This is a genomic window from Cohnella ginsengisoli (genome assembly GCF_029525555.1).
GTDB classification, from domain to species: domain Bacteria; phylum Bacillota; class Bacilli; order Paenibacillales; family Paenibacillaceae; genus Cohnella; species Cohnella ginsengisoli.
In genome coordinates this window covers 1,918,562-1,933,651 of the sequence record NZ_JAPDHZ010000003.1, presented here as the reverse complement: position 1 = coordinate 1,933,651, position 15,090 = coordinate 1,918,562, and the positions used below count along the sequence as shown (strand labels likewise).

12 protein-coding genes and 1 pseudogene are annotated in these 15,090 nt (G+C 62.6%); 11 read left to right on the top strand and 2 right to left on the bottom strand.

Going from position 1 to position 15,090, the window contains the following annotated elements:
* Nucleotides 1-20: 20 nt before the first annotated feature.
* Complete coding sequence (locus tag OMP38_RS20015) at nt 21-392, top strand: c-type cytochrome (protein WP_277566652.1); 372 nt, start codon at nt 21-23, stop codon at nt 390-392.
* Nucleotides 393-528: 136 nt separating this feature from the next.
* Here the strand turns inward: OMP38_RS20015 and OMP38_RS20010 are convergent, their stop codons facing one another.
* Both OMP38_RS20010 and OMP38_RS20005 read right to left on the bottom strand, forming a co-directional pair.
* Nucleotides 529-1,551: an N-acetylglucosamine kinase gene (locus OMP38_RS20010; RefSeq protein WP_277566651.1), complete on the bottom strand. Its 1,023-nt coding sequence runs from the start codon at nt 1,549-1,551 to the stop codon at nt 529-531.
* A 326-nt stretch (nt 1,552-1,877) separates the two neighbouring features.
* Complete coding sequence (locus OMP38_RS20005) at nt 1,878-3,158, bottom strand: 6-phospho-beta-glucosidase (RefSeq protein WP_277566650.1); 1,281 nt, start codon at nt 3,156-3,158, stop codon at nt 1,878-1,880.
* A gap of 248 nt (nt 3,159-3,406) precedes the next feature.
* Between OMP38_RS20005 and OMP38_RS20000 the strand changes: the two genes are divergently transcribed.
* The 10 genes and pseudogenes from OMP38_RS20000 to OMP38_RS19955 all read left to right on the top strand — a co-directional run bounded on the left by OMP38_RS20000 (nt 3,407) and on the right by OMP38_RS19955 (nt 14,927).
* Complete coding sequence (locus OMP38_RS20000) at nt 3,407-4,270, top strand: MurR/RpiR family transcriptional regulator (RefSeq protein WP_277566649.1); 864 nt, start codon at nt 3,407-3,409, stop codon at nt 4,268-4,270.
* A gap of 210 nt (nt 4,271-4,480) precedes the next feature.
* Complete coding sequence (gene murQ, locus OMP38_RS19995) at nt 4,481-5,395, top strand: N-acetylmuramic acid 6-phosphate etherase (RefSeq protein WP_277566648.1); 915 nt, start codon at nt 4,481-4,483, stop codon at nt 5,393-5,395.
* Between the two features lie 61 nt (nt 5,396-5,456).
* Complete coding sequence (locus OMP38_RS19990) at nt 5,457-6,914, top strand: ABC transporter substrate-binding protein (protein ID WP_277566647.1); 1,458 nt, start codon at nt 5,457-5,459, stop codon at nt 6,912-6,914.
* Between the two features lie 102 nt (nt 6,915-7,016).
* Complete coding sequence (locus tag OMP38_RS19985; RefSeq protein WP_277566646.1) at nt 7,017-7,919, top strand: carbohydrate ABC transporter permease; 903 nt, start codon at nt 7,017-7,019, stop codon at nt 7,917-7,919.
* 20 nt (nt 7,920-7,939) lie between these two features.
* A pseudogene (locus OMP38_RS19980) lies at nt 7,940-8,801 on the top strand (carbohydrate ABC transporter permease).
* Nucleotides 8,802-8,838: 37 nt separating this feature from the next.
* Entirely contained in the window at nt 8,839-10,296 is a 1,458-nt protein-coding gene (locus OMP38_RS19975; RefSeq protein WP_338130594.1) for an anhydro-N-acetylmuramic acid kinase, read from the top strand.
* Nucleotides 10,297-10,421: 125 nt separating this feature from the next.
* Nucleotides 10,422-11,408, top strand: a complete 987-nt coding sequence (locus tag OMP38_RS19970; protein ID WP_277566644.1) for a GNAT family N-acetyltransferase — start codon at nt 10,422-10,424, stop codon at nt 11,406-11,408.
* Nucleotides 11,405-12,109 (top strand): PIG-L deacetylase family protein, encoded by a 705-nt coding sequence (locus OMP38_RS19965; protein WP_277566643.1) that lies wholly within the window; start codon nt 11,405-11,407, stop codon nt 12,107-12,109. Before OMP38_RS19970 ends, OMP38_RS19965 begins: the two co-directional genes overlap by 4 nt.
* A gap of 25 nt (nt 12,110-12,134) precedes the next feature.
* On the top strand, nt 12,135-13,259 hold the full coding sequence (locus tag OMP38_RS19960; protein ID WP_338130593.1) for an exo-beta-N-acetylmuramidase NamZ family protein: 1,125 nt from the start codon (nt 12,135-12,137) through the stop codon (nt 13,257-13,259).
* An 81-nt stretch (nt 13,260-13,340) separates the two neighbouring features.
* Nucleotides 13,341-14,927: a glycoside hydrolase family 3 protein gene (locus OMP38_RS19955; RefSeq protein ID WP_277566642.1), complete on the top strand. Its 1,587-nt coding sequence runs from the start codon at nt 13,341-13,343 to the stop codon at nt 14,925-14,927.
* The last annotated feature ends 163 nt before the right edge of the window (nt 14,928-15,090 follow it).

Sequence of the window (15,090 nt, the reverse complement as noted above, 5' to 3'; positions counted from 1 at the left end):
AGAAGGAGGTCAAGCTCGCAATGAGAAAATGGGCGGCAATCGCGGCGACAGCCGCGCTGCTGGCAATGACGACGGCGGCATGCGGAAAAAGCAACAATAACGCGTCCACGACGCCGCCGTCGAGCGAAGCGCCGGCATCGCCCGGCGGTACGACGACGGCATCCGGCGAAGACGCGGAGACGATCTACAAGGCGCAATGCATCGCCTGCCATGCCGCGGATCTGAGCGGCGGCGTCGGTCCGAATCTGACGAACGTCGGCGCGCGCCTGTCCGCGGACGAGATCTCGACGCGCATTCACAACGGCGGCGGCGGCATGCCCGCGTTCAAGGGAACGCTGACGGACGATCAGATCAACACGCTCGTGAACTGGTTAAGCACGAAGAAGGGCTGATCTCGCCGGCAGCGGGAAAAGCGCGGCAAAAAGCCCGCGAAGGCAAAGAGACGGACGTCTCCTGCTGACCGAGAAACGATAAAACGGACCCGTTCGCCTCTGCTTCAAGGGGGGAAGGGTCCGTTTGTTTTGCGGATTAGAGCCGCGCTTGCACGCCTTGCAGCACCTTGCTTCGCATGTCGGCGTCGACCGGGGCGCCGCGGGCCAGCTCCAGCGCCCAGAGCACCGCGCCGGTCGCGGGAGGCACGGCGAGCGGGAGGAAGCGGCAGCGGCGGCCGGTCAGCTCGCCGACCTCCCGCATATATCGCTGCATCATCAGCGGGCTCTCGGCTTTGATCCAGACGGAGCCGGACAGCACGATCTCGATCTCGTCGTTCGCGCCGAAGTCGAGATTGGCGATGCAGCCGGCCGTGGAGAGCGCCATCTGCCGGGCCGAGTGCGCCACCAGCGTGAGTGCGGCCTCGTCGCCCGCGTCCGCGGCGGCGAACAGCACGCGCATCAGCTCCGTGTTCGGGAGCGCGCGTTGGTATGCGGCTTCGGCGGCGCACGCCATGAACCGCTCGCGCGACGGCGCGCCGAGCAGCGCCATGACCGGCTCGGCCATCGCGGTCGGCGGTCCCAGCCGGTAGAAGCCGTCATAGACCGCGCGCACGACCTTGCGGCCCAGATAGTAGCCGCCGCCCTCGTCCCCGGCGAGCTCGCTGCCGATGCCGCCGACCTGCAGCCGCAGGCCGCTCGGCGAGATGCCGCCGGTGACGGCGCCCGAGCCGTTGACCGAGCAGATGCCGTAGCCGCGCTCGGTACCCGCCTTGATGCCGAGGAACGAATCGTTGTCCACGGCATACTGCCGCAGCCCGATCCGCCCGGCGATCCGGCAGAGCTCCTCCTGCTGCGTGGGCAGGTCGCAGCCTGCGAGGCCGAACGCCGCGGCATCGATCTGCGAAGGCGCGATGCCGCATGGCGCGAGCAGCTCGCGGATGCGCGCGTCCATCTCGCGGTGGGCGCCCGCATAGCCGTCTGCGAACCGCTCGTGGCTGCATGTGCCCGCGTTAATATGGTTGACAAAGCCGCCCTCGCGGTCGAACAGGAAATAGTCGGTCTTGCTGTTGCCGCCGTCCACGCCGATGACGTAGCCGCTGCCAAACCCCGCTCCGTTCATGGGTATCACGCTCGTTTCTTCTCGTTCATGTAACACATTTGCTTATTTATTCCGGTTCGCCTCGCGTTATTGAGGAAAAAACGTCCTCTACGCGGCCCAAACCGGCTCGCCCCGCTCCATAGAGGAAAAAACGTCCTCTATCGCGTCTCAAATCGGCTCGCCCCGCTCCATAGAGGAAAAAACGTCCTTTATCGCGGCCCAAACCGGCTCGCCCCGCTCCATAGAGGAAAAAAACGTCGTCTATCGCGGTCCAAACGGCTCGCCCCGACCAAACTAGCTTGCCCTGCCCAAACCGGCTTGCACCACTTCGAACTCGCTGCCGGTACTCACCCGAACTGCGGCAAATACGCCTTGTGCGCTTCCTTCAGCTCGTTGAAGCACGCCAGCGCCGTGTTGTAGTCGCCGACGAGCGGGTTCATGAGCAGCGCGCGCATCGCGGCGTCCTCGCTGCCGCTCACCGCCGCCGCTACCGTCTCGCGCTCGTACGCCTTCACCATCCGCATATAATCGATGATATGGCGATTCGCGAAGCCCGGCACCGCGACCGGCACCGCGCCGTCTTTGCCGATGACCGCTGACACTTCGACCGCGTCGTCGTCGTCCATGAATGTCAATGCGCCGCGATTCAGCAGATTAACGACATGCACTTCGCGCTTGTCGTTCCAGATCGCGTCCACGAGGCTGATCGCCACTTCCGAATAGTTGGCCCCGCCGCGCGAGGAGAGCAGCTCCGGTTTCACGTGCAGCTCGGCGTCCTCGTAAATCCGCAGCAGGTCCGCCTCGATGCCGATGCACTTCTCGCCGCGCGTCTGCTCGCTCTCCTTCAGCAGCTTCAGCTTCTTGTCCTTGAAGTAGTAATACTCGAGGTAGGAGGAGGGAATCGCGCCGACCATGTTCACCAGCTCGCGGCTGAAGCCGCTCGACGGAATGTTTTTCATCGCCTCGCTGTTGAGCCCGAGCTCGAGCGCCGTTTTCAGATAGTCCTTGCCGTCTTGTTCGATCGCGGTGATCCAGCTCAGGTGGTTAAGTCCGACATACGTCATCTTGGCGTCCGGCAGCGCGAGCGACTCGCGGATGCTCTTGTACATATTATACGGAACGTTGCAAAGGCCGAGCATCTTGACGCCGGTATGCTTGAGCAGCGCCTCGGTGATGATGCCCGCCGGGTTCGAGAAGTTGATCAGCCAAGCGTTCGGGCACAGCTCCTGCATGCGCTCCGCGATCTGCAACATGACCGGGATCGTGCGCATCGCCTTAAAAAAGCCGCCGATGCCGCAGGTCTCCTGACCGATCAGGCCGTACTTGAGCGGGATTTTCTCGTCGAGCACGCGGGCGGACAGCTTGCCGACGCGAATCTGCGCGAGCACGAAGTCGGCGTCCCGCAGCGCCTCGTCCAGGTCCTGGGTCAGCGTGACGCGGCAGGACAGATTTTCCGCTTCGATCATCCGCCGGCACAGGCTGCCGACGACGTTCAGCTTATGCGCATCGATATCCATCAGCACGAGCTCGCTGACGGGCAGGATGCCCTTGCGCTTGATGATGCCTTCGATCAGCTCCGGCGTGTACGTGCTGCCGGAACCGATAATCGCGATTTTCAGCTTGCTCATGACGTTCCTCCTGTGGGCCTTTTTCGGTGCAGCATGTCCTCTAAGCTCGGGCCCTTCATTTGCGGCTATTATAGCATGGGGTCTCCCTGCCAACAATAAAATATAGAAATTTTATTTCAGTATGATATATTTATTTCAAAATAATATTTCTAAGCTACAGAAGGCTAATCCGCTTCGCCGTCCCTTGTCTTTTGGAAAAAATGGCCTTACTATTTACTAAAATACGACAGAATGCGCAGGTACCTACCATGGCGATCCAGAACAATATATTGCTCAAGATCCGCGACATGAAGGACAGCATGACGCCCGTCGAACGGATGGTGGCCGAATACATCCTCGCCAATACGGAGGAGATTCCGCACCTCTCGATCAAGAGCCTGGCGCAGTTCAGCCGGACGAGCGACGCGTCGGTGCTGCGGTTCTGCAAGACGCTCGGCTACAGCGGCTACCGCAGCTTCATCGTGAGCATCTCGGCGTCGGTCGGCTCGATGGACGAGGAGCAGAAGGACGAGTACACCGACATCCAGCCGGGGGACGACCTGAACGTCGTCGTCGCGAACATCTCGTACAACAACATGAAGTCGATCGAGGACACGCTCAGCATCATCGACCGTGGGGCCGTCGCGAAGGCGGTCCAGGCGCTGCGTGAGACGAATCGGATCGTGTTTTTCGGCATCGGGGCTTCGGGACTCGTTTGCATGGACGGCGAGCAGAAGTTTTCCCGCATCAACAAGATGTGCCACGCCTATACGGACGGGCACAGCCAGCTCACGGCCGCCACGCTGCTCGGCAAGGGCGACGTCGCCTTCTTCGTCTCGAACTCGGGCGATACGATCGAGATTCTGGAGGCGCTCGAGATCACGCAGCGCGCAGGCGCGACTTCGATCGCGCTGACGAAGTTCAACAAGAGCGAGCTTGCGGACAAAGCAGACATCGTGCTCAGCATCTCGACGCCGGAGGTCACGATCCGCAGCGGGGCGATGGGGTCGCGCATCGCGATGCTGACCGTCATCGACATCCTGTTCGCGGGGGTCGCGAGCGCGGAATATCCGAATATCAAAAAGTATTTGTTGAAAACCCACAATATTTTGGCGGGCAAGCACCGCAGATAACGGTTGCAAACCTTGAAAGGCACTCTCGGCAGTGTCTTTTTTTTGTTGCTTTTCTGAAAATAAAAATGCAATTAAAATTTTTACAATGAAATTTTATTTCAAAAAGTATTGACGCTTACAAAGCGGAGGCGATAAGATAGAGCCCAAGAGGGGGCAATAAATAGATCCATGAAAGGACGATCCTCACAAACAAAGGGTAGGAGAATGGCCATGAACGAATATCTCGCGGGTCTAACCACAGAGAAGATCAATCCGGCAACCCGGACGATCGACGAGTGTACAACGGAGCAGATGCTGCATCTTCTCAACCGGGAGGATGCCGCCGTTCCGGCCGCGGTGGCGGAAGAAATTCCGAACATCATGGAGGCGGTGGACGTTCTGCATGCCCGGCTCAGGAGCGGGGGCAGAATGTTCTACATTGGCGCCGGGTCTTCCGGCAGAATCGGCGTACTGGACGCTTCCGAGTGTCCGCCCACCTTCGGGGTCGACCCTGAGCTCGTGCAGGGGCATATAGCAGGCGGGGACACGGCGCTTCGGACGGCGGTGGAAGGATTCGAGGACAACGCGGAGGAGGGAATGGCGCTCATCGAGCGCATCGGCGTGACCGACAAGGACGCGGTCGTCGGCATCTCCGCCAGCGGCAGCGCGGCCTTCGTCATCGCCGCGATCCGTCGGGCCGGGGAGATCGGCGCGGCCACGATCGGGGTCGTCAACAACAAGGGCTCGAAGCTCGGCGAAGTATGCGACATCTGCATCGCGCCCGTCGTCGGACCGGAGGTCATCATGGGCTCCACGCGGCTGAAAGCCGGCTCGGCGCAGAAGCTGGTGCTTAACATGCTGACGACGGCGACAATGGTCAAATTGGGGAAAACCTACAACAATCTGATGGTCGACCTCAAGGCGAGCAACAAGAAGCTGCAGGATCGCTCGATCCGCATCATCAAGGCCGCGACCGGCGTCGACGCCGAGACGGCGTCCGATTACCTGGCGCGGGCGTCGCAGAGCTGCAAGCTCGCGATTCTGATGATCGAGACGGGGCTCGCCGCTTCGGAGGCGGCCGCATCGCTGGCCCGCTTCGAAGGCAATCTCAAGGCGACGATCCGCGCGCACAAGCAAGTCGTTTAACCGGCAAGCGTTAGTCTTCATTCACCCGATTGAGGGGCCATCCCAAGGAGGAGTCATCCGAATGATGAACAAAGGCAAAGCACTCTCGCTCATGCTCGCAGCGACGCTGTCCGTATCCGCGCTGACCGCGTGCGGCGGCAACAACAACAAGAACGGCGCGGCCAGCCCGGCCGCATCCGGCTCAGCTGCCGCATCCGGCTCCGCCGATTCCGGCGCCAAAGATACGATCACGGCGCTGCTGCCGCCCGTATCGCCGACGTACCAGGACAATTTCGACCAGATGGAAAAGGACTTCAACGCCAAGTATCCGAACCTGACGCTCAAAATCGAGCCGGCCAGCTGGGAGGACATGACGCAGAAGCTCGACACGCAGGTCAACGCGGGCAGCCCGCCTGACATCGCGTTCATCGGCTCCGACGGCATCTCCAAGTACGTACAGCAGGGCATGGCGCTCGACCTGACGGACGTCGCGACGCCGGAGATGACGGGCGACTACGACGCTACACCGCTTGAGTACATGAAAAACGGCACGGGCCTGTACGGCTTCCCGGCGTATATGGAAGTCCACGCCCTCGGCGGCAACAAGGAATTCCTCGAGGCCGCGGGCATCGATTGGAAAAACGTTCAGAAAAACGGCTGGACCTACGACGTATTCCGCGACGCGATCAAGAAGGGCGTCGTGAAGAACGGCGAAGCGACTTCCCGCTACGGCTTCGTCTTCGCGACGGCAGGCGTCGCTTCCAAGGATTACCTCGGCATCATGGCCAAGAGCGCGGGCATGCCGGCGGCATTCAACAAGGATTTGAAGTACGCTTATACGAGCAAAAACTATCTCGAGCTGCTGACGGATCTTCGCCAGATGATCGACGACGGCTCGATGCCGAAGGAGCTGAGCTCCGTCGACGCCGGCAAGCGCTGGAACATGTTCCTCACCGGACAGACGATGATCACCGGCAAGGGCCTGGCGACGTTCGAGAACTCCGCGAAGAAGAACAACGCGAAGATCGACGCCAAGGACGGCAGCGCGGTGAAAGACAGCATCAAGGTCGACTACATCGTCCTGCCGGTACCGACCTTCGCAGGCGCGGAGCCGGTGTCCTCCACGGTCGTCGACGGTTACGTCGCGTTCCGCGGCAAGAAGGAGCCGACCGCCGAGCACAAGGCGAACATCGCGAAGGCCGCCTACTTCCTGTCGAGCGGCAAGGTCGCGGCCACGACGAACAACGACCTGTTCGCCGCCCATATCACCAAGAGCGGACGCGAAGCGGCGGCTTCCATGACGATCGACCGCAACCCGGACAACGTCGCCGCCGTCGAGACGATGCTCTCTCACGCCGCGCCGGCCCGCCCGGACATCCCGGCGGATCTCGGCGCCAAGGCGATCAAGATCGAAAACGAGGTCATCGTTCCGAAGATGCAAGCCTTGCTCGCCGGCGAGATCAAGCCGCAGGACATGTACGACGCGGTGAAGAAGGCCGCGATCGACGCCTTCGGCCAGGACGGCATCGTCCAAGATTAACGACGCATTCGCAATAACGCATTCGCGTACGGATAGCCGCGTGATCACCCCGCATGCGGCTATCCTTCTTCATAAGCGGACGCGAGGAGAGGAGTCCTGCACATGGCCCAGTCGGCACAACCGGTCAAAAAGCGCAAGATCAAAGGCGACGGCGCATGGGGCTACGCGTTCATCGCGGTCGCGCTCATCGTGTACGCCCTGTTTACGGCTTATCCGGTCTTCAGCGCGTTCATCATCAGCTTCCAGGAATACAAGCCGCTGGGTTCGACCTACATCGGCTTCGACAATTATACGGCGACGTTCAAGGACGACCTGTTCTGGAAGTCGATCAAAAACACGCTCGTCTACACCGTGCTGACCGTTCCGGTCGCGCTGCTGCTGTCCTTTCTCGTCGCGATCATGATCCTGCCGCTGCGCAAGAAGCTGCAGACGGTATTCAAGGCGGTCTATTACCTGCCCGTCGTGGCTTCGGGCGTCGCGCTCTCGCTCGTCTGGCTGTGGATCTTCGATCCGATGCCGGGCGGCATTTTTAACCAATTCATCGGCTGGTTCGGCGCCCACAACCAGAACTGGCTCGGATCGAGCGCCACGGCGATGTTCTCGCTCGTCATCATGGCGTGGCTGTCCAGTCACGGCGCGAGCATCATCATCTACCTGGCCGCCCTGCTCGGCATCGACGACAGCTACTACGAAGCGGCGGACCTGGACGGCGCGTCCTTCTTGCAGAAGCTATGGCATATCGTCATTCCGAGCCTGAAGCCGACGACGCTGTTCCTTCTGGTGACGGCGATCATCGGATCGTTCCAGGTGTTCCAGAACGCGTACCTGATGACCGGCGGCGGACCGGACCATGCGACGACAATGGTCGGCCTGCTCATTTTCGACAATGCCTTCAAGTACTTTGAATTCGGCAAAGCCGCGGCCCAATCGTTGATATTGGCGCTTATCATAGCTCTGGTCTCGCTGTTCCAGTTCAAGTTCCTGGGCAAAGACGTGGACTACTAGGGGGAAGGAGGCAACCGCAGATGTCACTTTACAATAACCATACCGGCAGCCGGGCGGGCAAGACCGCCCGCAATACCGTGATTGTCGTCCTTCTCCTGCTCTTCGCGCTGGCGACGCTGTTCCCCATCTACTTCATGGTGATCTCCTCGTTCGGGGACCCGGTCGAGGCGGGGGCCGTCAGCTATTCGATCTGGCCGGGCAAGTTCACGCTGGATTCGTATTCTTTTTTCTTCAACTATAGCGAGTATTCGTACCGGTGGATTCTGAACTCGACCATCGTCGCGGGCGCCGTGACGATCACGAACGTCTTCTTCGCGACATTGGCGGGGTATGCGTTCTCCAAGCTGCGCTTCAGGGGCAGGGGCGTGCTCTTCTCCATCCTGCTGGCGGCGATGATGATCCCGTACCAGGTGACGCAGGTGCCGCTGTACATTCTGATCGTCAACACGTTCCATATCGAAAATACGTACAGCGCGCTCATCCTGCCGGGCCTCGTGACGGTCTACAACGTCTTCCTCGCCAAGCAGTTCATGAGCAGCATCCCGACCGAGATCATGGAGTCCGCGAAGGTGGAGGGCTGCAGCCAGCTGCAGATTTTTTTCCGGATCATCATGCCTTTGTCCAAGACGGTCATGGCCGTCATCGCGATCCTGACGTTCATGGAGAGCTGGAATACGTTCTTCTGGCCGTTCCTCGTCACGAACACGATGGATATGCAGACGATCCAGGTCGGTCTGAAAAACTTCCGGTTTGCGAACACGACGTACTTCTCCCCCGATGATGGCGGGCGCGACGATCTCGGCGGTGCCGATGTTCATCCTGTTCTTCAGCCTGCAGAAGTACTTCCTCGAGGGCGTCACCGTCGGCGCGGTCAAGGGCTGATATGGGCGGGGGAAAGGAAGGGACTCGGCGGGTGGCGATGCCGGAGAGCGGCGAAGTTGCGGACGAGCGGCGCGGGACTGCGACGGCAGATCCGGCTGTGGCGGTAGAACGCAGCGAAGCCGACGGAGGATTCAAAGGCGGCGGGCAGCAGCAGCGCTCGCGGTTCGAGGCTGGTTCGATGCCGGGCATGTTCGGGGAGAAGGGCGAACCATCGCTGCTAGGCGCCTCAGAACCGGGGGCGGGCATATCCTGGGAGAAGGGCGAGCAGCTGCGGCGCTACGCGGTCGGCCTGATGTCGGGCACGTCCGTCGACGGCATCGACGCCGCGGCTGTCGAGATCATAGGCGTGCCGGGCGGGGACGGAGGAGTGTCCGTGCGCCTGCTCGCCTTCGAGAACAAGCCGTATCCGGCGGACGTGCGGCGCGAGATCTTCGAGTTGTTCGACCCGGCGCGGGCGACGGTGGACCGGGTGGGCGCGATGAACGTCCGCCTCGGACGGCTGTATGCGGACGCGGCGCTGTCCGTCATCGGCAAGGCGGGCCTCTCGCCGGCGGACGTGTCGGTCGTCGGCTCGCACGGGCAGACGATCTATCATGCGCCGGAGGCGGGCTTCACGGTGCAGATCGGCGAAGGAGCCGTCATCGCCGCGCGCACGGGCATTCCGTGCGTGTCGGACTTCCGTCCCGCCGACCTCGCGGTCGGCGGTCAGGGCGCGCCGCTCGTCCCGTTTACAGAATATTTGCTCTATCGCGAGCCCGACAGGACGCTGCTGCTGCAGAACATCGGCGGCATCGGCAATGTCACCGTCATCCCGGCGGGCTGCGGCCCTGAAGACGTTTACGCCTTCGACACGGGCCCGGGGAACATGCTCATCGACGGCGTCGCGAGCCTCGTGACGGGCGGCGCGCTCGCGATGGACGCGGGCGGCGCGCTGGCGGCGCGGGGCAGCGCGAACGAGACGCTGCTCGGCGAGCTCCGGCAGGACGCGTATTACGCGCTGCCCGTGCCGAAGTCGACGGGCCGCGAGCGGTTCGGCGCGGACTACTTGGAGCGCATCGTGCGCCGCGGCCGCGAGCTTGGCCTATCGGACGCGGATCTTGCGGCCACGGTCACGAGGCTCACCGCCTGGTCGATCGGCGACGCGTACGATCGGTTTATCGCAGCCAGGTATGCCGCGGATTTGATGATCGTCGGCGGGGGAGGCAGCTACAACCCCGTGCTCATGCGCGATCTCGCCGCCGAGATGGCGGCGCGCGGCGTGACGGTCGCGACGCAGGAGGCGGTGGGCGGCAGCAGCGACGCGAAGGAAGCGATCGCGTTCGCGCTGCTCGCGGACTACGCGATGGCGCGGCAGCCGGCCAACCTGCCGGCGGCGACGGGCGCGGCGCGACCGGCAGTGCTGGGAAGATCTCGTACTGAGCACAGTACGAGGCTTGGGCTGCAAGCGAGACAAGCGCTGTTGGAGCGTGGGTATTCGCGTGTGCGTGCGCAGTAGCAGTAAGCGAGGAAAGCGCGGTTACAGCGCGGAGCTTGAGTAGTAAGCGAGAAAAGCGCGGTTACAGCGCGGAGCTTGATCCTAGCTCAACGGCAGCGGCTACTTAACGGAGAGGGTGCAGGAGGATGACTCAACTGAAGGTAGCGACCTGGGAAGAACGATATGCGGACGCAGTCGTCGCGTTCTGGAACGAATCGGCCGTCCGCGACGGGTATAAGGAGCTGACGCGAGACACCTTCGCCGAGATCTTCACGGCGAACCGGTACTTCGATCCGGCCTGCGCGTTCGTGCTGCTGGACGGGGGAGAGGTTCGCGGCTTCGCTTGCGGCTGCACGGGCGACGATCTGCCGCTCGGAGATGCGGCAGGCTATATCACCTGCATCGTGCTGGCCGAAGGCTTCGACACGGACGCGAACCGGGCGGCGCTGCTCGAAGCGCTGGAAGCGCGCTTCCGCGCGCTGGGCAAGCGCCAGTCCGACGTACTGTTTTTTAACCCGATGCGCCTGCCTTGGTACATACCGGGCACGCCGGGACACGAGCACAACAACGCGCCTGGCGTGCCCGCCGACTCCGCGCTGTATCGCTTCCTCCTGAGCGAAGGGTATACGGATCGGGCGCGGCAGTGCGCGATGTACAGGCCGCTCGCGGACTTCGCGATCCCCGCGGATATCCGCGTCAAGGAAGCCAAGGCAGCGGAAGCGGGCTACGCGGTGGAACTGTTCGACCCGCGCAGACATACAGGGTTGGCCGAGATGCTGGCCGGTCTCGACAATCCCGCTTGGGAGCGGGAGATCGCGGCCTGCGCCGCGGACGGCGTGCCCGTCGTGATCGCGGCGGCGCCCGGCTGCCAAGCGGCCGGCTTCGCGGGACCGGTCGTCCGGCAGGACAACGGCCGGGGCTACTTCGCCGGCATCGGCGTCCACCCGGACCATGAGGGCCGCGGACTCGGGAGCATTTTGTTCTTCAAGCTTTGCGAGGCGCTGCGCGATGTCGGCGCCGATTATATGTCGCTGTTCACGGGGAGCAACAACCCCGCGATTCGAATCTACGAGAAAGCCGGCTTCACAACGGTACGTCAATTCGCGATCATGCGGAAGGAGCTAACACAATGAGCGACAAGCAGACGATCCTGGCCATCGGGGGCCACGTAGGAGATATGGAATTGACGGCGGGCGGCGTGCTCGCGAGTCATTCGCTCAAAGGCGACCGCATCGTGACGTTGGCGCTGACGCCGGGAGAGCGCGGCGTGCCCGCCGGACAGGACATGGCGGACTACAAGGCGCAGAAAATCCGGGAGGCGCAGGCGTTCGCGGAATTGCTGGGCGGCGAAGCGATCGTGTTCGACGACATCCCCGACGGCGAGCTGCCGGACGACGCGGCGATCCGCTGGCGCGTGTGCGACGTGATCCGCCAGGTGCGGCCGAGCATCATCATCACGCATTTTAAAAACAGCATGCACAAGGACCACATGACGACGCACCGGATCGTCAACGACGCGCGCTTCTTCGCGGGCCTGCCGTCTATCGAGCGGGAGCTGCCGGCAGCCTTCGCGGGCAAGCTGTATTATGCGGAAAACTGGGAGGATGCCGTCGACTATCGTCCATACGTTTATGTAGACTTTGACCAAGAGGCATACGACCTGTGGATCAAGGCGCTGTCGACGCACTGGTTCGTGACCGGCAGCAAGTCGTTCCCTTATATGGAGTATTACAAGCACCTGGCACGCGTGCGCGGCATCGAGGCGCGCAAGACATACGCGGAGACGTTCATGGTTCCCGAGGAGACGCTGCGCCTGCGTCAGTCGGAGCTGTAAGCGATGATCCTGAACGGCGTAGACAATATCGAGCGCTACGGCGGCCTTTTTTAGAGGGAAACGCCTCGGTCTGATCACGTCGCCCACCGGCCTATCGCGCGGCTTCAAGTCTACGATCGAGCTGCTGCATGAGCGGTACGCGCTGGCGGCGCTGTTCTCGCCCGAGCACGGCGTGCGCGGCGATCAGGATGCCGGCGGGCTGGTGGAGACGTATACCGACGAGCGGACGGGCGTGCCGGTATACAGCTTGTATAGGCGCGACTCGAAGCGGCTCACGCAGGAGATGCTGGACGCGGTCGACATGGTCGTCTACGACATCCAGGACGTCGGCGTCCGTTATTATACGTTTATCTATACGATGCTCTATGCGTTGGAGGACTGCGCCAAGGCGGGCAAGCCGTTCGTCGTGCTGGATCGCCTCAATCCGCTGGACGGCGTCACGGTCGAAGGCAATGTGCTGAAAGACGGCTACCGTTCGTTCGTCGGCGGTTATCCGTTATGCGTGAGGTACGGGCTGACGGCCGGCGAGGTCGCGACGATGGCGAACGCGCAGCAGGGCTGGGGCGCCGAGCTGCACGTCGTCCGCTGCGAGGGGTGGACGCGCGACATGTTGTTCCCGGATACGGGCAGACTGTGGATCCATCCGTCGATCGGCATCCCTCGGTTCGAAACGGCGCTGCTCTACAGCGGCACGTGCCTTTTTGAAGGGACGAACCTGTCGGAGGGACGGGGGACGACGTTTCCGTTCGAGATGATCGGGGCCCCCTTCATCGACGCGGAACGGCTTGCGGACGAGATGAACGGCTTGGCGCTGCCGGGCGTGTTTTTCCGGCCTGCCTACTTCAAGCCTTCCATCTCCAAGCATCAAGGCGCGTTCTGCCGGGGCGTTCAGCTTCATGTCACCGATATCCGCGCCGTGCGTCCGTTAGAAACCGGCGTGAACCTGCTATATGCGATCAAGCGCAATTTCGAGCAATTCTCGTTTCTTCCGCCGCTGCGGGAAGGCTCGCGTCCGTTCATCGACCTGCTCGGCGGGGACGACCTGTATCGGTCGGAGCGCGCGGAGGCGGACATGCCGGGATTGCTCGCGGGCTTCCGCGAAGAGAGCCGGGCGTTCGGGGAGATCAAGGCGCAGTTCCATTTGTATTGAAACGAAGCCGCGGACGACCGGAACGCTGCGCATGCGCAGCCGACCGGAGCCGCTTTTCTTTTAAGAAGGAGGAATCGCAGGATGGCGAGCGTGGAAGCGACATACCGGAGGCCGCAGTCGCTGCGCGAGAAGATCGGCCAGCTGATCGTGACGGGATTCCCCGGAGCGTCGGTCACGGAGGAGCTCAAGGCGCTCGTGCGGGATTGGAAGATCGGCAATATCATTTTGTTCTCCCATAATGCGGAAAACAAATCGCAGCTCGCGCGGCTGTGCGGGGACCTGCAGGGGCTCATTGGGACGGAGACTGGATATCCGGCGCTCATCTCGATCGACCAGGAGGGCGGGAGAGTGACACGCTTGCCCCGCGATGCCGTGAACGTCCCGGGCGCGATGGCGATCGCGGCCGCGGGAGATCCGTCGGGCGCGCTGACGGCGGGCCGAATCACGGCGGCGGAGCTGCGGGCGCTCGGCATCAACTTCAATCTGGCGCCCGTGCTCGATATTAACAACAACAAGCGGAATCCGGTCATCAACGTCCGCTCGTACGGCGATACGGCGGAGACCGTGGCCAAGTATGGCCTGCAGATGCTGCGCGGGCTTCAGGAAGGCGGCGTGCTGGCCGCGCTCAAGCATTTCCCGGGGCACGGGGACACCGAGGTAGATTCACACCTGGGCCTGCCGTCTTCGGGCAAAACGCTGGCGGAGCTGGAGGTGCTCGAGCTCCTGCCGTTCCGCGCCGCGATCGCGGCCGGGGCCGAGGCGATCATGATCGCGCACATGATGTTTCCCGCGATCGAGCCGCGGCGGGTGCCCGCTACGATGTCGTCCGTTATTGTCGAGGACTTGCTGAAGGGAAAGTTAGGCTACGAGGGGTTGGTCGTCTCGGACTGCCTGGAGATGGACGCGGTGAAAAAGTACTACGGCACGGCGCAAGGCGCGCTCGGCGCCTTGAAGGCGGGCATCCACCTGCTGTTCGTCAGCCATACGCCGTCGCTCGTCCGCGAGACGGTGCTGGCGATCGAGCAGGCCGTGCAGTCCGGCGAGCTGCCGATGGAGACAGTGGACCGCGCGGTGGACAAGGTGCTGTATTATAAGGAGAAATACGCTTCGGGATCGGAGGCGTCCCCGCTCTCCGTCGTCGGCTGCGAGGCGCACCGCAAGGAAGCCGCGGCGATCAGCGATGCGAGCATCTGCGTCGTGTCGGGAGGTCTCGACCCCTTGCTGCCGGGAGAGACGCGCACGTTGTTTGTCGGCAGTCTTCCGTACCGGACCGATCAGGCGTCGAGCCAGGTTGCGGGCGGTCTTAGCTTCCCCGACGTCATGGCGGACCGGCTGGGAGGCGGGCGGATGCTCGTTGGCATCGATCCGGTCGAAGCGGAGATCGATAGCGTGTTGCGGGAAGCCGAACGCTATGACCGCGTCGTGTACGGGCTATTCAACGGGATCGACAATCCGGGACAGCTCGAGGTTGTGCGCAGGCTCGTCGCCGCTGGCAAGCGGGTGACGGCGGTCGCGCTCGGCAAGCCGTACGATCTGGAGGCCTTGGAAGGCGTCGACTGCGGGCTCGCCGCGTTCGAGTACACGGCGCTGTCGCTGGAGTCGGTGGCACGAGTGTTGTCTGAAAAAGTTCGTCCTGCGGGACGCATCGGGAATGTGTGGCATCGTTAAAGAACCGCGGCGCCGGCCTCAGATTCGGAAGGGCGAACATCGTGCCAAAGCCATAGAGCGCGTATGACGACGGGGAAACGGCCGAAGGTTCCGGATAGCGGGTTTCCGGGTTCCGGTAACGGATTAAGCTTGGGCAGGATCGAGCCGGTGCGAACGTAGGCGG

Bases quoted from the DNA above. Each gene is read 5' to 3' on its own strand.
- OMP38_RS20015 (WP_277566652.1), top strand. From the start codon at position 21: ATGAGAAAATGGGCGGCAATCGCGGCGACAGCCGCGCTGCTGGCAATG.
- OMP38_RS20010 (WP_277566651.1), bottom strand. From the start codon at position 1,551: ATGAACGGAGCGGGGTTTGGCAGCGGCTACGTCATCGGCGTGGACGGC.
- OMP38_RS20005 (WP_277566650.1), bottom strand. From the start codon at position 3,158: ATGAGCAAGCTGAAAATCGCGATTATCGGTTCCGGCAGCACGTACACG.
- OMP38_RS20000 (WP_277566649.1), top strand. From the start codon at position 3,407: ATGGCGATCCAGAACAATATATTGCTCAAGATCCGCGACATGAAGGAC.
- murQ (WP_277566648.1), top strand. From the start codon at position 4,481: ATGAACGAATATCTCGCGGGTCTAACCACAGAGAAGATCAATCCGGCA.
- OMP38_RS19990 (WP_277566647.1), top strand. From the start codon at position 5,457: ATGATGAACAAAGGCAAAGCACTCTCGCTCATGCTCGCAGCGACGCTG.
- OMP38_RS19985 (WP_277566646.1), top strand. From the start codon at position 7,017: ATGGCCCAGTCGGCACAACCGGTCAAAAAGCGCAAGATCAAAGGCGAC.
- OMP38_RS19975 (WP_338130594.1), top strand. From the start codon at position 8,839: ATGCCGGAGAGCGGCGAAGTTGCGGACGAGCGGCGCGGGACTGCGACG.
- OMP38_RS19970 (WP_277566644.1), top strand. From the start codon at position 10,422: ATGACTCAACTGAAGGTAGCGACCTGGGAAGAACGATATGCGGACGCA.
- OMP38_RS19965 (WP_277566643.1), top strand. From the start codon at position 11,405: ATGAGCGACAAGCAGACGATCCTGGCCATCGGGGGCCACGTAGGAGAT.
- OMP38_RS19955 (WP_277566642.1), top strand. From the start codon at position 13,341: ATGGCGAGCGTGGAAGCGACATACCGGAGGCCGCAGTCGCTGCGCGAG.